The following is a 17,464-nucleotide window of genomic DNA, read 5'->3' on the forward strand; positions in this document are numbered from 1 at the left end:
TGCTGCGATGTCGGACTGGAATTCAATTGGAGTGGCCCTTTAGAATATACGGCTGTTGTCCGGCAACATGATCCACCGATCTCTGATCGGTGCGTGATGCCTGTTGTGACGCGTCGTATTCGCCTGTGACAGGGGCCGCTCTTCCACAAAATAGGGAAGCCCGGCTCATGTTCGATCTTATCACCCCAGAAGCCCTGACTGCACTTGTTCAGGTCATCCTCATCGACCTTGTACTCGCCGGTGACAATGCGATTGTCATCGGTCTCGCCGCTGCGGGTCTGCCAAAAGAGCAGCGCAACAAGGCAATTCTGATCGGCGTTGGCGCCGCGACACTCCTGCGAATTGTCTTCGCAACTCTCACAACCCAGCTTCTGGCCATTGTCGGTCTGCTGCTCGCGGGCGGCATCTTGCTGCTGTGGGTCTGCTGGAAGATGTGGCGTGAGCTCAGCGCCGGGCATGAACAGCACGTTGTGACGCCTGATGGTGAGACCTCAGGAGCTCCGACCAAGACGCTGGCCCAAGCCACATGGCAGATCATTGTCGCCGACGTCTCGATGTCGCTCGACAACGTGCTCGCGGTCGCCGGTGCGGCGCGCGAGCATCCCATGGTGCTGGTTTTCGGCCTCGCCTTGTCGATTGCGCTGATGGGGCTTGCTGCTTCGTTCATTGCGAAGCTGCTCCAGAAGCATCGCTGGATCGCCTATGTCGGCCTCGCGGTCATTCTCTATGTTGCAGGCGAGATGATCTATCGCGGCGCGCTGGAGATCTGGCCGCATCTGAAGTGAACTGCGCTGTCGACGCCGCTCGCAGCATTGCGGGCGGCGTTGGCGTGTTCCGGAGATCTGAAGCTATCGTTTGGCTTGCGGTGTATCGGTTTGCAGGCCGCATTTCGCTGCCGCCAGTGACGCCTGCGCCTGTGGCATCAGGCCAGGCTCTGCCGCCAGCGCCTTGAGCAAGATGAGGCCCGTTGTGGTCGGTGAGTCGATGATCAGGCGGTCGGCTGCGGTGACTTCTTCGTCTTCCGGCAGTTCGGCATGCTGTGCCTCCGTCATCAGGTCGAGCTCGATGACGCGCCGTCCCGCCGAGCGATCGTTGATCGCGTAATAGGCGACATCGTTGCGGGTGTAGAACGACACCGAGGTATAGGCCTGACTCACCGGGACGGTGAGTTTGAGCGGACCACTGGAAAGGTCATAGCGGCAGGCGGCGCTGGCGAAAGCGGGGTCCATGAACGGCATCGGAGCGCTGTTCGGCGCAGCCACCGGCAACGCCGTCACTGCATTCAGCTTCGTGATCGGAGCGAGGCGGGAATATGCATCGAGCGTTGCGACGCGCGGAAGCACCAGCACGCTCACGAGATGAACCACGCCGCCCAGGATCACGCCACCGAGAATTGCAAACAGCCAGCGGATCATGGGCAGCTCACCGTGCTGATCGATGGCATCGGCGCATCCTTTTGCGTGCGTGTTCCGACGCCGACCGGCGTATCATAGAGCCGCAGCACCAGCATGTACCGGTCGAGGCCCCCGGTCGGCAGCCAGTTGCCGGCGCGCGGGCGCGATGTCACCCGCATCTCGAAGCTGCCATCCGAGGCGCGCACGATTTCCTGGCTGGTGAATCCGTAACGCTGGAGCGAGTTGGCGACGAGCTGGCCCTTGGGATCATAGATCGTCATGGTCCAGAAACGCGCCGGGGGCGTCACGCCTTTCACGACCACATCGCATCGTCCGTCGAGCGCGCGGCCTGCATCATCCTTGTTTGCGGTGAACATCACGCCGTCACCCGTGCCGACCGGTAGCTCGCCGCTGCGGGCGACCGAGGCGCGCGAGTAGGGATCGATACTGCTGGTGCCGGTCCGGGGGCGGGCGGTCCATGCGCCGATCGTGATGGTACCGACGTTGACGCCGCGTGTCGCCGTCGTCCACGTCGCGCCGAGGCCGACGACGGTTGCGATGATCAGCGTAACAAGGGTGATAAGGATCAGCCGCACGATCGAAGCGCACTCATGACGCGGTTAGTTCTTGCGCGGCGGCTGGGCCGCCGCAGGCTGATCGGTTGCCGATGCGAAGCTGTCCGGGAAGGTCACGTTCGAGGTCGGCGCGGGCTTCCCGCTTTCGTTCGAGGAAGTCTTGCCGGGCACGGTGATGGTCTTTGCCGCGTCGTCAAACAGCTTCTCGACGCGCACCAGAATGTTCGCGCCGCGCCGTGTCAGGATTGGAGGAGGGCCGGGATTGACCTCGGAGGCTTTCGCATTGGCGTTTGCCGATGCAACGGCGTCCGGCCGCTTCTTGCCGGCACCGATGCCGGGGATGTCCTTGATCTCAACGCCCTGGTGCGCGACGACCATCACGTCGTGCCATGTCTGTGCCGGCAGCGAACCGCCGGTCATGCGATTGGTCGATGAGTAGTCGTCGTTGCCGTACCATACGGCCGCAGTGAAGTTGCCGGTGTAGCCGACGAACCATGCGTCGCGGAACGCGTTCGTCGTGCCGGTCTTGCCGGCCGCGGGAATGCCGTCGAGTTGGGCGCGCCTGGCGGTGCCTTCGTCGACAACGTGGCTCATCATTTCCGCCATGTCGGCCGCCACCGATGCAGGAATGGCTTGTGTCGGTTTCTTGCCGTCGCGGTCCCAGCGCCAGACCAGATCGCCTGCGCCGGTGCGGACCTCGAGCACGGAATGCGGCTTTACCGCGCGTCCCTTATTCGGGAACGTGGCGTAGGCGACCGCGTGCTCGACAACGCTCACTTCGGTCGAGCCGATCGGCAGCGACGGCGTATCGACGAGGGGAGCCGTGATGCCCATCTTGCGCGCCGTCTCGACGATCTTCGCGCGGCCCGCCTTCGGTGGATTGGGACTGCCTTTGCCCATCGCGATCGACAGCTTGACGGGCACAACGTTGATCGAGCGCGTGATGGCCTGCGTCAGCGTCACTGAGCCCGAATACGAACGTCCATAGTTCTGCGGACACCAGTTGCCGATACAAACCGGGCCGTCCACCACGATGGATTTTGGCGTGAAGCCGTTCATCAGCGCAGTGGCGTACACGTAAGGCTTGAACGAGGAGCCAGGCTGGCGCATCGCGTCGACGGCGCGGTTGAACTGGCTGGCTCCGTAGTCGCGGCCGCCCACCATGGCGCGCACGCCGCCGTCGAGATCGGCAAGAACCACGGCGGCTTGGGTCGCGTGATAGTCGCGGCCGAACTGGCGCAACTGATTTTCGACGGCGGATTCCGCGGCGTGCTGCACATTCATGTCGATCGCGGTGCGGACCACGAAGACGCGCTCGACATAGGATTTCGGGAACGTCATGACGAGCTTGCGCATCTCGTCGAAGGCGTAGTCGAGATAATAGTTGGGCGAGTTCTCGTCACGCCGGTCGACGGCGTTGGCGGGATTGCGGCGTGCGCCGAATACCTGGCCCTCGGTCATGAAACCGGCGTCGACCAGATTGTCGAGCACGACGTTGGCGCGGGCGCGGGCTGCGGGCAGGTTAATGTGCGGCGCGTATTTGGTCGGCGCCTTGAACAGGCCGGCGAGCATGGCGGCTTCTGCGAGATTCACATCGCGTGCGGACTTGTTGAAATAGAAGTGCGCGGCGCCGTCGACGCCGAAGGTGCCGCCGCCCATATAGGCGCGGTCGAGATAGAGCTTCAGGATTTCGTTCTTGGTCAGCCGTGTTTCAAGCCAGATGGCGAGGAACGCTTCCTTCACCTTGCGCTCGATGGTGCGCTCGTTGTTGAGGAACAGGTTCTTCGCAAGCTGCTGTGTGATTGACGAGCCGCCTTGGCGCACACCGCCCGCCTGCGCGTTGGTCATAAGAGCGCGCGCCGTGCCGGCCACATCGATGCCGAAGTGATCGTAGAAGCGGCGGTCCTCGGTGGCGAGGGTGGCCTTGATCAGGTTGTCGGGGAAATCTTCGAGCGGAATCGAATCGTTGTGCTTGATGCCGCGGCTGCCGATCGGATTGCCGTAGCGATCGAGGAAGGTCACAGCGAGATCGGATTTTTTCAGCCAGTCATCATCGGAAGTTTCGCGAAAAGCCGGGATAGCTAGCGCGAGCATCAGAACGAGGCCGGCGAGGCCGATTGTTGCGCCTTCGGAAAGCGGCTCGATGAAAACCCAGCGCTTCCAGCGGCCGACATAGAAGCGATCCATGAAGGTGGAATAGCGCTCCCAGAGCTCGCGCAGGCCGACAGCCGAATTAAATAGCGATGAATCAATTCGCGCGTCGAGGTCCAGCAGGAAATGCCGGAACCATTTCTTCCACTCGCTGGGTACGATCTGGCGCACCGGAACCCTTGAAAATGACGCGGCGACCGAGTCGCAGCCTGAGAAAATCGCTGGTCAGACGATGCTGATCTATTTGCGGCATCCCCAAGGCGCTAGGAGAGCCGATTTTGCCAGCGGGAATCCGCCATCTTCTAGCCGACCATGAACCATAAACCAATGGCCGCGTTGGTTTTTTAATGATGACGGTGAATGCTGCCCACGCTTTTTAGCGCCGGAAACATCGACCGGCACCTTGCCGCTTGCGCAACAGCCGCCAAGGCTCATAAAGCACCATATTAGCGTAAGGACGCTTTAATATCCCAACAGGTTCAAAGCCATGACAGCCCGGCCTCGGCCGCCCTCGACCCAGAGGGAATCTTTCTGGAAAACCAAGACGTTGGAGGAGATGTCCGACAGCGAGTGGGAGAGCCTGTGCGATGGCTGCGCGCGCTGCTGCCTGGAAAAGCTGGAAGACGAGGATACGGGCAAGATCTACTTCACCCATATCTCCTGCTCGCTGCTCGATGCCGGGCTTTGTGCCTGCAAAGATTATCCCAACCGGTCGGCCAAAGTATCCGATTGCGTGCGGCTGACGCCGGAGAACGTCCGGACGTTGAATTGGCTGCCGCCGAGTTGCGGGTACAAGCTCGTGGCGGAGGGCCGCGATCTGTACTGGTGGCATCCGCTGATTTCCGGCGATCCCAACACCGTCCACGAGGCCGGCGTTTCGGTGCAGGGCAGGGTCTGGGGCACCGAGGACGAGATCGAGGACGCCGACCTCGAGGAGCACATCGTGCAGTGGCCCGGCGTGATTCCAAGGCGCGCCCGGCTCAAAAAGCGACCCGCGTCCAAGTAATCCATTCCTCGATCAAGACCGCGTTCCGCTCGGATAACGGCCACGTGATGGCCTTTCCGCGCGGTACACCCATGCGGCGTTGCCGGTTATGAAGGGATGCGAAACAGGATAAAGCTGACCTCATTCCGTACATTTCGAGTTCAAGTCATTTGCGACTTGATCCTTCCGCAGAAGCATTTTCCGGACCCCGTCCAGACTCATGACCGAGACACATCGACAGCGCGGCGACATGGCCAGTGACTCGGCCGACGAAGCTCAGGCGCTGGATTCACCTGATGACGTTGCAAACATCGCCACCGAAGTGATCGATCTTACTGAAGCGCCGCCGATCGTGCCGGCGCCGCCGCTCTCGAAAAGCGAAGTGCGGACCATCCTGCTGAGCCTGATGCTCACGATGTTCCTGACCGCACTCGACCAGACCATTGTCGCGACCGCGCTGCCGACCATCGGCCGCCAGTTCGGCGACGTCAGCAATCTGTCCTGGGTCATTACCGCGTATCTGTTGTCGGGGACCGCGGTCGCGCCGGTCTATGGCACGCTGAGCGACATCTACGGCCGCCGCGCGATGATTATCGTTTCGCTGGCGCTGTTCCTGCTCGGCTCGGTGCTGTGCGCGATCGCGCCGAACATGCTCACGTTGATTCTCGCCCGCGCCCTTCAGGGCATCGGCGGCGGCGGCATCCTGCCGCTCGTGCAAACCGTGATCTCCGATGTGGTGACGCCGCGCGAACGCGGCCAGTACCAGGCCTATTTCTCGTCGGTGTGGGTTGCCGCCGGCATCGGTGGCCCGGTGCTCGGCGGGTTGTTCGCCGAACATCTGCACTGGTCGGTGATCTTCTGGATCAACCTGCCACTCGGCGCGCTCTCGCTGGCGCTGCTGCTGCCGAAGATGAAAAAGATTCCGGTGTTCCACCGCAGGCGAAAGGTCGACTGGCTTGGCGGCGTGCTGCTGATGGCGTCCGCCGTGATCGTGATGCTGGTGCTGACATGGGGCGGCAACCGCTTCGCGTGGGCGTCGCCTGCGATCCTTGCGATGATCGGGTCCGCGTTGTTTCTCGGCGTCGCATTCGTGTGGCATGCGAAGCGCACCAGTGAACCGTTCCTGCCGATTCCATTGCTGTCGGGATCGGTGGTGCCGTTCGCGATGGCCGCAGGCGGCTGCGCCATCGGCACGATGATCGGCCTCACGGTGCATATGCCGCTGTACTACGAGGTGGTGTACGGCCTCTCTGCGAGTGAAGCGGGACTCGCTTTGATTCCGCTGGTCGCGGTGTCGGTGCTCGGCGCATGGGCGGCGGGCCGCGCAATGATGTTCACCAGACACTACAAGCGCGCGGCTATCGGGGGCGTATCGCTCGCGGCTTGTGCCGCGACCGCGCTCGCGCTGGCAACGCCGCTGCCGCTGTGGCAACTGCTTGCGGCGCTGTCGTTGATGGCGGTCGGTCTCGGCACGGTGTTTCCAGTCAGCGTGGTGTCGATCCAGAATGCCGTGCCGCGCATGCAGGTCGGCACCGCGACGGGCGCGATGAATTTCTTCCGCTCGCTGATGGCGTCGTTCACCGTTGCGGTGTTCACTGCGATCCTGCTGATGGTGCTCGGGGGAAATCTCACCATCGGCGCGGAGCATCAGATCGGCTCCCGGCATGCGATTGCTGCGAGCGACATGATCGTCGCGTTCCGTTACGTGTTCGCCGCGGCGGCCGTGCTGCTGACGACCGCTGCGACTCTCGTGATCCTGATGGAAGAGCGCCCGCTGGCCGGGCCGCAACAGGCTCCTGCCGAGATGGCGGAATAGGGCAGGATCCGATCGTTCGCGCGAAAAGGCGAAACGGTGACGAACTTCGGCGCATAAGGCGGACCCTGAGGGCGGTGTTGCGCGGTCTGCCGCGTCGTGCTGCACTCTCCGAGGAGGGTTGCATGCTCAACGCCGCCTGGCTCATCGTTCATCTGATCGCAACCGCAACATCGTTGCCGGGGACGGCGGCCGCCTCTCAACCCGTGGGTGTGACCTGCACCTATCAGGCATGCATGGCGAAATGCACCCGGCTCAACGGGTCCATCTGCAACAGTTACTGCGACGCGCGAATCCGGCAACGGGTTGCGGCGGGACTTTGTGCCGCATCGTAAGCCTGTCGATGCCAGCGGCTACACGCGCATCCAGATGTTCCGAACGAAGTGCCTGGCAATCAAGGAACAAAACCCGGTCACGCAAGTTTGAGCGATCAGAATTCCCATGGCTGTTGCCAAAGGATGATGGGATGAAAACGGATCGTCACTTCGAAACAAAGCCAGCGCTACCTCCGGTGGTGGGATGCCCCAATTGCAAAGGCTATCCCATGGAAATCCAGGGACTGGCGCTTCGGACGCGCGGAGGCGGCACGACAGATCGTGCCGTCTATTTCTGTACCCTGTGCGGCTACACCCGAACCGAGGCCGTCGTGCTGGATGAGGAATAGGCCAAATGGCGCGCCGCTTTATGGGCGGCGGCCCTTGTTCCAGCGGTACCTTGAGTTTCTAGGAAATAAATCCTTGACAGCGTGACGCTGCCGGGTTAGGGTCGGTCCATGCTCCAGAATTGTGTTTCGGCCCCCGGCAGGGGTTTGAACGCCGTTGACGCGCGCCGGCGGGGTTCCTATCTTATGCAGTATCGCAGAGGATAGGCATATGTCTGCAAATCTGCAGAAAGCATCGGAACTTATTCCTGCCGACCGTCACGGCCTCGCGCTGGAAGGTTTCTTCCGCATCATGGCCCGCTGGGGCGTCGGCAACAGCGACGCGCGGCGCATCCTAGGCAACCCCGCGGAGCGCACGTTCTTTCAATGGAAGAGCGGCAAGGCTGCGCGCCTGCCGGACGATACACTGCGCCGGATCGGTTATGTGGCGGGCATCTGGAAGGCGCTGCAGATCGTCTATTCCGATGCCGTGCTCGCCGACGGCTGGGTGCTGCGCCCGAACCGTGCCTTTGCGGGACAGACTCCGCTGGCGCGGATGACCGCAGGCGATGTCACCGATCTCGCCGCTGTGCGCGCCTATGTCGATGCCGCGCGCGCGCCGTGGTCGTGACGGCAAAAGCGCCTGACACGACGCGGGTGCGCTGGCGCGAAGCGTGGCGCATCATTGCCTCGCGCTATCCGCCGATTGCGCTGTTCGAGCGCGTCTCGGATGATCCTGCCGTGTGGGATGTGCTGATTGACCTTGAGCAGGCGACCAACCCGCGCGTGCGTGATGAGACAGGCGAGATCGCGCTGGTGCCGCCGGAGCGGCGCGTGACCGGGCCGAACGCATCGTGGGTGATGGCGCCGTTCACCCATGTAAACCGCAACGGCTCGCGGTTTTCGGACGGCAGCTATGGCGTCTATTACGCCGCCCGCACATTGCAGACGGCCGTGAAGGAAACCGGCTATCACTTCGCGCGCTTCGCGGCGGATTCCAACGACCCGCCGCGCCGGGAAGACATGCGCGTGCTGCTCGGACATGTAAGCGCAACGCTGCATGATGTGTCCAAGCTCGATGACAAGTCGAGCCGGCTGGTCATGGATCGCGAGAGCTACGCGCACAGCCGGCCGTTCGCGGCGAACCTGCGCGAGAGCGGCAGCGACGGCATCGTTTATCCGAGCGTGCGGGACAAGGGGGGCTCGTGCATTGCCGCGTTCTGGCCGGACGTGGCGGGCGTGCCTGTGCAGGAACGGCACCTGCAGTACGAATGGGACGGCAGCCGCTTCAGCCGGTGGTTCGATTACAAGGAGGAGAGGTGGGTGAGCGCGTTTTAGCGCTACCGATCGTGTCGCGAGCCACCACGATCCAGATTGATCATCGCTATCCATACAATGTTGCCGCAGGAGCGGCGCGCCATACGAATGGCGGTCGCGTCAACTGCTGGTTCGACGAGGAGGAGAGGCGGATATGTGCTTGGACGTATCCGACGCCATCGCCGCGTGAACTGCTTCCAGATTCAGAATGTTGACGGCGTTGGTCAGCCTGTCGTCAGCGAAGATCGCGTAAAGCTTGGTAAGCGTCTGGGCACAGTCGCGTGGGCCTGGTTCGATATAGTCGGCCAGAACGCCCTGTGCCCGTAGAACCGCGTCGAGAACATGCTCTTGAGCTGTCATGATCGGGTCTCCACACTGTGAGGTGGAAACGGCCTTCGAGGGTTCCGGTTCCTCCGGCGGAGTTCCAATTCGGCAATGAAAAATCCGCCTCGGTCAGGCGGGTCATGCAGTTTTGCGGCAGCTTCTGTCGAATGAGAATTAAATATGCGGCTCGGTTTCCCGCAGCCGCGCATTGCCGAATTTGGTGAGTTGCGCCGCGCGTTTCTCCAGAAGTTCTGCAACGAAATCAGAAACCTCGTCGCGGACGCGGCGCTCCTGTTCGGGCGTCATCGCCTTGTGCTTTTGTGCGAACGCCTTCATCACGCGGTCGACAGTTTGCTTCACGATGTACCTCGATGGTGTAGCTCGTTTCGCGAAGGAAAACGTGACATTGCTCATTTGGTTCCTCAGCACCAGGCGAACTTCTCCCGCCTTTGTGCATTGCCTTTCTTCATGGAAAGGGGAGACCCATGGGACACGCTCTGAAACAGACTGTGCTGGTTGTCGAAGACGACCAGCTGCAGCGGGAACTCGTCAGCCTGATTTTCGAAGAGAGCGACCTCAACGTCATTCAGTGCAGGAGCGCTGAGGCGGCCGCTGCCGTGCTTGAACAAACCGGCGGTGACCTGATGCTGATGTTCACCAACGCGGATCTTCACGGCGAGATGTCGGGAGTCGAACTGGCCTGGATCGCGATGGAGCGGTTTCCGCATATCGATGTCATCGTGACATCGGAGCAGGCCATCGAGGAGGTCCCCGACAACGCGATGTTCATGCAAAAGCCATGGCTGCCGCTTGAAATTTTGCGGCAGGCCGAGATTTCGCGCCAGCGGCACACGGTGCACTGACGGACCGGATTTAAGCAGGATTGATTCTAGGAAAATAGTCCTTGACAGCGTCACGCTGCCGCAGTAGGGTTCTGGCATGCTCCAGAGTTGTGCCCGAGAGACATGCACGCGGCGGCGTCGGTTCGATCAGGAACCTCGTCTGCCATCGGGCGTTGCCCTTCATATGATGCGCGGGCTGTTTCGCGCATTCAGTGAATGAGGACGCAATGGCAAAAGTCGAACACGCAGAAGGCCATCGCCGGATTGTCGAAACGCCCACCGAAGCGCGGCAGGCGGAGCCGGGGCCGTCGATCCTGGCGCTGCTGACCGTCAGCACCATCGCTGCTGTCTTCGTACTGGCGATTATCTGGTTCGTCTTCTTCAGGACGTAGGCACGCTGAACAGATCGCGTGATGCTCGAAGTGTCATGCGCCGGAAAGCTTCCTCAAGCAGATGGATTGCCGGGTCGAGCCCGGCAATGACAGCAATAATCTGGTTGATCGCCGCGCCTTGAGCGCGGCGTTTTCGTTTCAGTGCGAGAGCTTTCACAATGCGGAAAAAGCCTTTCTCACCCCCGGTCAAGCGGCCGGCGGCGAAGAAGGCTGGACGCAAGACGGTTGTGAAGAAGACGGCCAGGACAACTGCCAAGACAACTGCCAAGACAACTGCCAAGACAACTGCCAGGAAAACTGCGGTCAAGAAGGCGCCTGTCAAAACGACCAGCGCCGGAAACATTGCCGCGAAGACTGCAAAGAAGCCCATCGCGGCGAAGCCTGAAAAGGAAAAGCGTCCGCGTGCGAGAGTCACTCACGAACATCCCGGCAATCTTGTCGCCGATCCGCACGATCATGCCGCGAACGAGGCGATCGCGGCGCGCAGCGCACGGCGGACAACGCGCCCCAAGCCCAGAAAGCAGACGGCTACCGACATCGCCGCCGTTCCGCCGCCGGGCGAGACGCCGGCGGGGTCCATGGTTGAGCGCGTGAGCAACGCGATCGAACGCGAACTGTCGAAGATCGAGCGCATCGTGGGTAACCCGTCGCGGCTGTATCCGGCGCAGCGCATCGAGACCGAAAGCCGCGCCCGCGTGCTGGCCTCGCTGGCGCGCACGCTGAAGGAAGTGATGCGGCTTCGCGATCAGGAGCGCGGGGCAGGAGACGACACTACGAAAGCCGCCGATGACGACGCCGTTCCCCGAGACCTCGACGAATTCCGCCGCGAGCTTTCGCGACGCCTGGAAGGGCTGGTCCAAAGCGCAGCGCCGGTTTCTGATCAAGGGGATGAGCCGGGCTGAGATAGAGCTGGTGCTGTCGCGCTGGGATATCTTCGCGCATGAGCATCAGGTGCCGCCGTCATTGGCGCCGAACGGCCAGCCATGGCTGACATGGCTGCTGATCGGCGGACGCGGCGCGGGCAAGACCCGCGCGGGGGCGGAATGGGTGAGGGCGCAGGCGCTCGGGCTTCCGCCGCTGGCCGATGCGCCGGTTCGGAACATCGCGCTGGTTGGGGAGACCGAGCATGATGTTCGTGAAGTGATGGTGGAGGGAATTTCGGGGCTGCTCGCCGTGCACCCGCGCGATGAGCGCCCGGTCTGGACGTCGTCGCGGCGCCGACTCGAGTGGAGCAATGGCGCGGTGGCCTATGCCTTCTCGGCGGAAGATCCGGAAAGTCTGCGCGGGCCGCAGTTCGGCTGCGCCTGGTCCGACGAAATGGCGAAGTGGCGTTACGCGCAGGCCACCTTCGACATGCTGCAGTTCGGCCTGCGCCTCGGCGCGCAACCGCGGCAACTGATCACGACCACGCCGCGGCCGACCGCGCTGATCAAACGGCTGATGCTGGAGCCGACCAGTGTCGTCACGCGCGCGGCGACGCAGGCCAACGCCTGGCATCTTGCGCCAACGTTCCTGAAAAGCGTGCTCGCGCGCTACAAGGATACGCGGCTCGGGCGGCAGGAACTGGATGGCGAGATCATCGAGGACCGGCCCGATGCGCTGTGGTCGCGCGCGCTGATCGAGAGTTGCCGCGTAAGCGACGCGCCGCCGCTGGCGCGTATTGTCGTTGCGGTCGACCCGCCGGCCTCATCCGGCAAGCGCGCGGATGCGTGCGGCATCGTCGCGGCGGGCATCACAAGCGAGGGCGCGATCCATGTGATCGCTGATGAAACCGTGTCGCACGCAACGCCTGCGGTCTGGGCCGCAAAGGCCATTGCCCTGTGGCGCCGGCTCGAGGCCGATGCACTTGTCGCGGAGACCAATCAGGGCGGGGAGATGGTGAAAAGCGTCATCAATGAGGTGGATGCGAGCGTGCCGGTGGTGTCCGTGCGTGCGCATCGCGGAAAATATCTGCGCGCGGAGCCAGTGGCGACCCTCTATGAGCAGGGCCGCGTCAGGCATGCGGGGAGTTTCCCCGCACTTGAAGACGAGATGTGCGACTTCGGACCCTCGGGCCTGTCGTCGGGCCGCTCGCCGGACCGGCTCGATGCGCTGGTTTGGGCGATCGCGTCGCTGACGTTCACGACGCGGGCGCAGCCGAGGGTACGGGGGTTGTAGGTTAGCTGTTATGCGCGGCCTGGCAATTTTTCACGATGTCGTCCCCGCGAAAGCGGGGACCCATAACAACTGGAACGGCGTGGAGATAGCGGCCTTGCCGACACAGCAGCGTTCATAACGATAATTCAGGGAGTATGGGTCCCCGCTTTCGCGGGGACGACCCTGATGATGATGCTTGCCCCGACGTTCTCTCTGCCTCCTGAGAGAAAGGACATCCATGCTCAACTTCAAAAACCTCTTCCGCGCGCCCGAAGCCAAGGCCTCGCGCACGTCGCAGGTGCTGGCGTTCGAGTCCGGCGGGCGGGCACGATGGACGCCGCGCGATTACGCGGCGCTGGCGCGCGAGGGGTATCTCGCCAATGCCATCGTGCATCGCGCGGTGCGGCTGATCGCGGAGAACGCCGCGTCGTGCGGCTTCCTTTTGTATGACGGCGCGCAGGAGCGTGACGCGCATCCGCTGCTGCAACTGCTGACCAGGCCGAACGCGCGGCAGGACGGTGCAAGTTTCTTCGAGGCGCTCTATGCGCACATGCTGCTCGCCGGCAACGCTTATGTCGAAGCCGTCGCGCTCGGCGACGAGGTGCGCGAGCTTTACGCGCTGAGGCCCGATCGCATGAAGGTGGTGCCCGGTCACGACGGCTGGGCGGAGGCGTATGAATACAGCGTCGCGGGACGCAGCGTGCGGTTCGATCAGCTTGCCTCGAACGTGCCGCCGATCCTGCATCTGACCTTCTTTCATCCGCTCGACGATCACTATGGATTGGCTCCGGTCGAGGCTGCGGCGGTCGCAGTCGATACGCACAATGCCAGCTCGCAATGGAACAAGGCGCTGCTCGACAACGCGGCGCGGCCGTCCGGCGCGCTGGTTTACTCCGGGCCGGAAGGGGCGGTGCTGTCGGATCAGCAGTTCGACCGGCTCAAGCGCGAACTCACCGACACCTATCAGGGCGCGGTGAATGCCGGGCGGCCGCTGCTGCTGGAAGGCGGGCTCGACTGGAAGGCGATGTCGCTGACGCCGAAGGACATGGATTTTCTCGAGGCGAAGAATTCCGCCGCGCGCGAGATCGCGCTCGCCTTCGGCGTGCCGCCGATGCTGCTCGGTATTCCCGGCGACAACACCTATGCGAATTTCCAGGAAGCCAACCGCGTGTTCTGGCGGCAGACGATTTTGCCGCTGGCCTCGCGCGTCGGCAGCTCGCTGGCGCACTGGCTGTCGCCGCAGTTCGGCGAGAGCCTGCGCATCGTTGTCGACACCGATCGCATCGATGCGCTGGCAAGCGACCGCGCTGCGCTGTGGGATCGCGTCGCCAGTGCGCCGTTCCTGACGCTCAACGAAAAACGCGAAGCGACCGGCTATGCGCCGGTGGCGGATGGAGACAGGCTGGGATGACCTGCTAGGCCGCAGGAACGGGACGGCTGCTACCTGCCGCAGCCCAGCGCGGCAACAAATATCGTTTCGCGGGCGTCTCGATCAGAAACCAGGACAGGACTGCAAAGCCGAGCGTGATGAGAAAGCAGACCACCGCTCTTTGCCAGATCGGCAAACCGAAGCCGGGCAGCGTCAGCAGCACCGGCAGGTGCCACAGATAAAATCCGTAAGAGATCCGTCCGAAGAACACCAGTGGAGACCATTCCAGACATTGCGTGACCACGCTTCGGGGAGTGGCGATGACTCTGGCCAGCACGATCGCCGTGGCACATGCGACGAGCAGGTAGCCGCCAAGGAAGAGCCAGGCCTTCGGCCACTGATAGTTATAGAGTGCAGCAGCAAGGACCACCGCCGCGAGCGGAAAGAGCCTTCCGATCGCTCTGATCGTGCCGATGCTCGCGAACGCCAATGCTGCGCCGACCATCAGCCCGTCGAACCGCGTATCGAAGCGGTGGAAGATTTCGTTTTCGGAATGGCCGCTCAGGAGAAGGTGCGCACGCCAGACCGCCGACGCGGCCGCGAGCGCGAGCGCAATTGTGACGGCATGCGACCGCCAGCGCAGACAGGCGAGCAGGGCGAAAGGCCAGACCAGATAGAACTGCTCCTCCACGGCCAGCGTCCATGTGTGTCCCATGAGAACCGGGCCGCCGAGGTCGAAGGCGCGTGTCCAGTTCGAATAATAGAGTAGAGACGGCAGGATCTCGTTCTTCAGCGGCATCCGGGAAGAGTCGATCAGCACGAACGTCAGGATCATCACAGCAAGCGCGGGCCATAACCGGACGGCGCGGCGGAGGTAGAAGGCGGGGATATCGATCACACCGCTGCGGCCATGCTCGGCGAGCAGCGATCGGGTGATGACGAAACCGCTGATAACGAAGAAGACATCGACGCCAATGCCGCCGCGCTGGGCGAAGGGGAGCCCGGCATGAAGAAGGTAAACACTGACCGCGGCGAGCGCGCGCAATCCGTCGATGCCGCGAATGCGGCTGGCTGATGCCGCAGGCGATACGGTCCGCGACAGGTCGATGGCTTCGGACGGCATGGATAAACCCGGTGAGACGGAAAACCATATCCGAGAGGATAGAGGGTCTCAACCGCGGGACGGCCGCTGTCCCCCCAATTGGAGGGCACGACGCCCATGTCCGACCTGATCCGCATCTTCACCGAGCGCGGCGATCTCGCGCATCTGGCGCTGCTGTTGTGGGCGCTGGCGGCGAGCGCCGCGTTCCTGGTGACGCTGCGCGAACTGGCGGCGGCGTCGCGGCGCTTCGACGAATTCGTCCGCCAGCTCTCGCGTTTCAACCGCAGGGCGAAGGGCCATCGCAGTCTCTCTCATTTCATCAGCGAGGATTGAGTTATGGATACGTTGCACACGGTGCTGCGCGCGATACAGCCGGAGAAGAAGTCGTCGCCGGATCATCTGACGGTGTTTCGCGAATTTCTCGCGCATCTCGATCGCATTCAGCACAAAGCGCCGGTGAAATCTCCGGCCGCGAAATCGCCGCGCTGCAAGCCGGCGCGGCGGAAGAGTCCCAAGCGCGGGAAGTAACCCGCGAAAAAACGCTGCGATTATTTCCGATGTCGTCCCCGCGAAAGCGGGGACCCATACTCCCTAAGCCATCGACTTTCCCGCGATGGTTCGGGACGGCCTCCTTTGATCAGGGGAAAATCTAGCGGTTATGGGTCCCCGCTTTCGCGGGGACGACTCCGAGTTTGAATCGCGCTTTGCGGCGCAAGCCATCTTTGAAAGTTCACGCCTCTCCACCCACGCGCCGTTCGCGAGGATGCCCATGCACGCGCCGATGTCATCGTCCTCCCGCATCTCGCTCTCAAGCGACGGCAATGTCGAAGGCTATGCCAGCCTGTTCGGCGAGGTGGACCAGGCGCGGGACATGGTGATGCCCGGGGCGTTCACGAAGACGCTGGCGCAGCGCGGCCTGCGAAAAATCCCGATGCTGTTCCAGCACGATCCCGCCGAGCCGGTCGGCATCTGGCTCGATCTGCATGAAGACTTTCGCGGGCTGTGGGCGAGGGGACGCCTGATCCCCGATGTCGCGCGCGGACGCGAACTGTTCGCGCTGGTGGAGCAGGGGGCCATCGACGGCCTCTCCATCGGCTATCGCACCGTGCGCGGCCAGATCGATCCGAAGACGCGCGTGCGCAAGCTCTATCAGGTCGATCTCTGGGAAGTCTCGATTGTCACCTTTCCGCTCCTCGCCGGCGCGCGGGTGAGGGCGGTAAAAGGTGCGCCGCCGCAGTGCAGGTCTTCGTGTGTGCGTAGTTACACGGAGGCGCGCCGATGATCCGGCATGGCGATCTCTACAACGCGCATCAGCAGGCACGTTTCATGCGGCCGGACGCTGCGCGGTATATTCATCCGGATACTTCGCGTTGGCAGAAGCCGCCGCATCCCGATGAGCAGAAGTACAGTCCGAGCCAGCCGCGTGACTGGCGAGGCCGGTGGACGGAAGTTGGAGGCGGCGGGTCTAACACCATTTCCGGATCGCCGATGGGGCAGATCAACCTCGGTGATTTGCCGACTTTCAGTGACCTGTTCGGGCTGTTTCAGATCACGCCAAACGACGGTGCGTTCGATGGCGTTCAGCTCGCGGGCGACAACGGAAAACCTCTTCTCGATAGCTTCGGAGAGCCGTATTATGCAAAGGGTGGTCGTCATGAATTGCCGCAAAGCATTTTCGGGAAGTGGGATTTGCCTGAAGAGACCCGTCGTGTTTTCGATCAGGCGAGTACGGGCACCTTGCCAAAAGGGCGAACTGACATAGACGGTATGTTGAAGGGGCATTATTGGGACGAAGAACACCGCAGATACAATGACGCGACTCGTGAATTTAGCGAGCGCTTTATGAAAGAGCGGAACATTGAACCCAATAGGATGACACCCGAACAAGCGAGGGACCTTCTGAAGGAAATTAGGGAGACGGAAAATCCTCAGATTCGGGACTTTAATCGCACCATGAGGATGTTGCGTCGAATATTCCGGATTCGCGGTGGAAGGGAATGACCCTGATGAGCGACAATGATCTTGAAGGAATACGAGCGCACGAAATTATCTGGAAGAAGTTGTTTGACGAAGCCGAAGCCGTTCTCAAGGATTTTGCACATGAGGGGATAATTGGGGAGAAAGACTACTGGCTCGTCGATGAGGACTGGGGCTGGGATGTCCTGCAGATCGAATTGCCGTTGTCTTTGGCGTGGCCCCCAATTGCAAAGAAGCTGCAGCTTATTCTTGAGCGGCATCCTGATTGGCGGATCACCATTCGCCTTGCGGGACGCCCGCAGGGCTGGCCTGGCATGGGCATTGTTATTTCCAGAGATAAGATTATCGACGATCTGAAGCGCGAGTATTTTCCTGAACTGCTTCGCAGTCTCACTTTTGATTAACAATCGTCGCTAACGATACTGCTGACCGCAATTCGCCGCCCCC

The 17,464-nt window shown here is 62.3% G+C and carries 23 protein-coding genes; 16 read left to right on the forward strand and 7 right to left on the reverse strand.

Going from position 1 to position 17,464, the window contains the following annotated elements; genetic code table 11:
* Positions 1–167 precede the first annotated feature (167 nt).
* Entirely contained in the window at positions 168–785 is a 618-nt protein-coding gene (locus tag I554_RS0118440) for a TerC family protein (RefSeq protein ID WP_024573995.1), read from the forward strand.
* A 63-nt stretch (positions 786–848) separates the two neighbouring features.
* Here the strand turns inward: I554_RS0118440 and I554_RS0118445 are convergent, their stop codons facing one another.
* The 3 genes from I554_RS0118445 to I554_RS0118455 are packed head-to-tail and all read right to left on the reverse strand — an operon-like array spanning position 849 to position 4,291.
* Positions 849–1,415 (reverse strand): DUF1254 domain-containing protein, encoded by a 567-nt coding sequence (locus tag I554_RS0118445; protein ID WP_024573996.1) that lies wholly within the window; start codon positions 1,413–1,415, stop codon positions 849–851.
* Complete coding sequence (locus tag I554_RS0118450) at positions 1,412–1,990, reverse strand: DUF1214 domain-containing protein (RefSeq protein ID WP_024573997.1); 579 nt, start codon at positions 1,988–1,990, stop codon at positions 1,412–1,414. Before I554_RS0118450 ends, I554_RS0118445 begins: the two co-directional genes overlap by 4 nt.
* A gap of 24 nt (positions 1,991–2,014) precedes the next feature.
* Positions 2,015–4,291 (reverse strand): PBP1A family penicillin-binding protein, encoded by a 2,277-nt coding sequence (locus I554_RS0118455; RefSeq protein WP_024573998.1) that lies wholly within the window; start codon positions 4,289–4,291, stop codon positions 2,015–2,017.
* A 316-nt stretch (positions 4,292–4,607) separates the two neighbouring features.
* On the opposite strand from I554_RS0118455, the gene I554_RS0118460 reads away from it, so the two are divergent.
* The 5 genes from I554_RS0118460 (at position 4,608) to I554_RS0118480 (ending at position 8,896) form a co-directional block, all read left to right on the forward strand.
* Positions 4,608–5,126: a YcgN family cysteine cluster protein gene (locus I554_RS0118460; RefSeq protein ID WP_024573999.1), complete on the forward strand. Its 519-nt coding sequence runs from the start codon at positions 4,608–4,610 to the stop codon at positions 5,124–5,126.
* Positions 5,127–5,325: 199 nt separating this feature from the next.
* Entirely contained in the window at positions 5,326–6,921 is a 1,596-nt protein-coding gene (locus I554_RS0118465) for an MDR family MFS transporter (protein WP_024574000.1), read from the forward strand.
* Positions 6,922–7,043: 122 nt separating this feature from the next.
* Positions 7,044–7,253 carry a hypothetical protein gene (locus I554_RS26485; RefSeq protein WP_034473364.1) on the forward strand — a complete coding sequence of 70 codons (210 nt, stop codon included), beginning with the start codon at positions 7,044–7,046 and terminating at the stop codon, positions 7,251–7,253.
* Positions 7,254–7,790: 537 nt separating this feature from the next.
* Positions 7,791–8,189 carry an MbcA/ParS/Xre antitoxin family protein gene (locus I554_RS0118475; RefSeq protein WP_024574001.1) on the forward strand — a complete coding sequence of 133 codons (399 nt, stop codon included), beginning with the start codon at positions 7,791–7,793 and terminating at the stop codon, positions 8,187–8,189.
* Complete coding sequence (locus I554_RS0118480; RefSeq protein WP_244432785.1) at positions 8,180–8,896, forward strand: RES family NAD+ phosphorylase; 717 nt, start codon at positions 8,180–8,182, stop codon at positions 8,894–8,896. The genes I554_RS0118475 and I554_RS0118480 overlap by 10 nt, the downstream gene beginning before the upstream one ends.
* A 99-nt stretch (positions 8,897–8,995) precedes the next feature.
* Here I554_RS0118480 and I554_RS0118485 read toward each other — a convergent pair whose 3' ends face one another.
* Entirely contained in the window at positions 8,996–9,235 is a 240-nt protein-coding gene (locus I554_RS0118485; protein ID WP_024574003.1) for a hypothetical protein, read from the reverse strand.
* 138 nt (positions 9,236–9,373) lie between these two features.
* The gene (locus I554_RS0118490; RefSeq protein WP_024574004.1) at positions 9,374–9,559 is read right to left on the reverse strand and encodes a hypothetical protein; all 186 of its coding nucleotides are present in this window, start codon (positions 9,557–9,559) and stop codon (positions 9,374–9,376) included.
* 125 nt (positions 9,560–9,684) lie between these two features.
* On the opposite strand from I554_RS0118490, the gene I554_RS0118495 reads away from it, so the two are divergent.
* Complete coding sequence (locus tag I554_RS0118495; RefSeq protein WP_024574005.1) at positions 9,685–10,062, forward strand: response regulator; 378 nt, start codon at positions 9,685–9,687, stop codon at positions 10,060–10,062.
* Positions 10,063–10,268: 206 nt separating this feature from the next.
* Positions 10,269–10,433, forward strand: coding sequence for a hypothetical protein (locus I554_RS27355; protein ID WP_192817746.1), 165 nt, complete (start codon positions 10,269–10,271; stop codon positions 10,431–10,433).
* On the opposite strand, the gene I554_RS27625 is transcribed toward I554_RS27355, so the two are convergent.
* Positions 10,423–10,848, reverse strand: coding sequence for a hypothetical protein (locus tag I554_RS27625; RefSeq protein WP_244432786.1), 426 nt, complete (start codon positions 10,846–10,848; stop codon positions 10,423–10,425). The two genes, I554_RS27355 and I554_RS27625, sit on opposite strands and share 11 nt — an antisense overlap.
* Before the next feature lie 163 nt (positions 10,849–11,011).
* Between I554_RS27625 and I554_RS27630 the strand changes: the two genes are divergently transcribed.
* The 3 genes from I554_RS27630 to I554_RS0118520 all read left to right on the forward strand — a co-directional run bounded on the left by I554_RS27630 (position 11,012) and on the right by I554_RS0118520 (position 13,980).
* Complete coding sequence (locus tag I554_RS27630; RefSeq protein WP_244432787.1) at positions 11,012–11,335, forward strand: hypothetical protein; 324 nt, start codon at positions 11,012–11,014, stop codon at positions 11,333–11,335.
* The gene (locus I554_RS0118515; protein ID WP_024574007.1) at positions 11,322–12,590 is read left to right on the forward strand and encodes a terminase family protein; all 1,269 of its coding nucleotides are present in this window, start codon (positions 11,322–11,324) and stop codon (positions 12,588–12,590) included. The genes I554_RS27630 and I554_RS0118515 overlap by 14 nt, the downstream gene beginning before the upstream one ends.
* Before the next feature lie 217 nt (positions 12,591–12,807).
* Complete coding sequence (locus I554_RS0118520; RefSeq protein ID WP_024574008.1) at positions 12,808–13,980, forward strand: phage portal protein; 1,173 nt, start codon at positions 12,808–12,810, stop codon at positions 13,978–13,980.
* 4 nt (positions 13,981–13,984) lie between these two features.
* On the opposite strand, the gene I554_RS0118525 is transcribed toward I554_RS0118520, so the two are convergent.
* The gene (locus tag I554_RS0118525; protein ID WP_024574009.1) at positions 13,985–15,061 is read right to left on the reverse strand and encodes an acyltransferase; all 1,077 of its coding nucleotides are present in this window, start codon (positions 15,059–15,061) and stop codon (positions 13,985–13,987) included.
* A gap of 96 nt (positions 15,062–15,157) precedes the next feature.
* Between I554_RS0118525 and I554_RS0118530 the strand changes: the two genes are divergently transcribed.
* The 5 genes from I554_RS0118530 to I554_RS0118550 all read left to right on the forward strand — a co-directional run bounded on the left by I554_RS0118530 (position 15,158) and on the right by I554_RS0118550 (position 17,421).
* The gene (locus I554_RS0118530) at positions 15,158–15,373 is read left to right on the forward strand and encodes a hypothetical protein (RefSeq protein ID WP_024574010.1); all 216 of its coding nucleotides are present in this window, start codon (positions 15,158–15,160) and stop codon (positions 15,371–15,373) included.
* 3 nt (positions 15,374–15,376) lie between these two features.
* On the forward strand, positions 15,377–15,568 hold the full coding sequence (locus tag I554_RS0118535) for a hypothetical protein (RefSeq protein ID WP_024574011.1): 192 nt from the start codon (positions 15,377–15,379) through the stop codon (positions 15,566–15,568).
* A gap of 241 nt (positions 15,569–15,809) precedes the next feature.
* Entirely contained in the window at positions 15,810–16,322 is a 513-nt protein-coding gene (locus I554_RS0118540) for an HK97 family phage prohead protease (RefSeq protein ID WP_024574012.1), read from the forward strand.
* Complete coding sequence (locus I554_RS26055) at positions 16,319–17,041, forward strand: hypothetical protein (RefSeq protein ID WP_051373144.1); 723 nt, start codon at positions 16,319–16,321, stop codon at positions 17,039–17,041. Before I554_RS0118540 ends, I554_RS26055 begins: the two co-directional genes overlap by 4 nt.
* Positions 17,042–17,046: 5 nt before the next feature.
* Positions 17,047–17,421 (forward strand): hypothetical protein, encoded by a 375-nt coding sequence (locus I554_RS0118550; RefSeq protein WP_152527746.1) that lies wholly within the window; start codon positions 17,047–17,049, stop codon positions 17,419–17,421.
* Positions 17,422–17,464: the final 43 nt, after the last annotated feature.

The sequence above is a fragment of the Afipia sp. OHSU_II-C1 genome (assembly GCF_000497575.1).
GTDB lineage: Bacteria > Pseudomonadota > Alphaproteobacteria > Rhizobiales > Xanthobacteraceae > Afipia.

Excerpts from the sequence above, each read along its gene's own strand:
- I554_RS0118550 (WP_152527746.1), top strand. The coding sequence starts at position 17,047 with ATGAGCGACAATGATCTTGAAGGAATACGAGCGCACGAAATTATCTGG.
- I554_RS0118440 (WP_024573995.1), top strand. The coding sequence starts at position 168 with ATGTTCGATCTTATCACCCCAGAAGCCCTGACTGCACTTGTTCAGGTC.
- I554_RS0118485 (WP_024574003.1), bottom strand. The coding sequence starts at position 9,235 with ATGACAGCTCAAGAGCATGTTCTCGACGCGGTTCTACGGGCACAGGGC.
- I554_RS26055 (WP_051373144.1), top strand. The coding sequence starts at position 16,319 with ATGATCCGGCATGGCGATCTCTACAACGCGCATCAGCAGGCACGTTTC.
- I554_RS0118495 (WP_024574005.1), top strand. The coding sequence starts at position 9,685 with ATGGGACACGCTCTGAAACAGACTGTGCTGGTTGTCGAAGACGACCAG.
- I554_RS0118535 (WP_024574011.1), top strand. The coding sequence starts at position 15,377 with ATGGATACGTTGCACACGGTGCTGCGCGCGATACAGCCGGAGAAGAAG.
- I554_RS26485 (WP_034473364.1), top strand. The coding sequence starts at position 7,044 with ATGCTCAACGCCGCCTGGCTCATCGTTCATCTGATCGCAACCGCAACA.
- I554_RS0118515 (WP_024574007.1), top strand. The coding sequence starts at position 11,322 with ATGAGCCGGGCTGAGATAGAGCTGGTGCTGTCGCGCTGGGATATCTTC.
- I554_RS0118465 (WP_024574000.1), top strand. The coding sequence starts at position 5,326 with ATGACCGAGACACATCGACAGCGCGGCGACATGGCCAGTGACTCGGCC.
- I554_RS0118520 (WP_024574008.1), top strand. The coding sequence starts at position 12,808 with ATGCTCAACTTCAAAAACCTCTTCCGCGCGCCCGAAGCCAAGGCCTCG.
- I554_RS0118460 (WP_024573999.1), top strand. The coding sequence starts at position 4,608 with ATGACAGCCCGGCCTCGGCCGCCCTCGACCCAGAGGGAATCTTTCTGG.
- I554_RS27355 (WP_192817746.1), top strand. The coding sequence starts at position 10,269 with ATGGCAAAAGTCGAACACGCAGAAGGCCATCGCCGGATTGTCGAAACG.
- I554_RS0118445 (WP_024573996.1), bottom strand. The coding sequence starts at position 1,415 with ATGATCCGCTGGCTGTTTGCAATTCTCGGTGGCGTGATCCTGGGCGGC.
- I554_RS0118525 (WP_024574009.1), bottom strand. The coding sequence starts at position 15,061 with ATGCCGTCCGAAGCCATCGACCTGTCGCGGACCGTATCGCCTGCGGCA.
- I554_RS27630 (WP_244432787.1), top strand. The coding sequence starts at position 11,012 with ATGGTTGAGCGCGTGAGCAACGCGATCGAACGCGAACTGTCGAAGATC.
- I554_RS0118540 (WP_024574012.1), top strand. The coding sequence starts at position 15,810 with ATGCACGCGCCGATGTCATCGTCCTCCCGCATCTCGCTCTCAAGCGAC.
- I554_RS0118530 (WP_024574010.1), top strand. The coding sequence starts at position 15,158 with ATGTCCGACCTGATCCGCATCTTCACCGAGCGCGGCGATCTCGCGCAT.
- I554_RS0118475 (WP_024574001.1), top strand. The coding sequence starts at position 7,791 with ATGTCTGCAAATCTGCAGAAAGCATCGGAACTTATTCCTGCCGACCGT.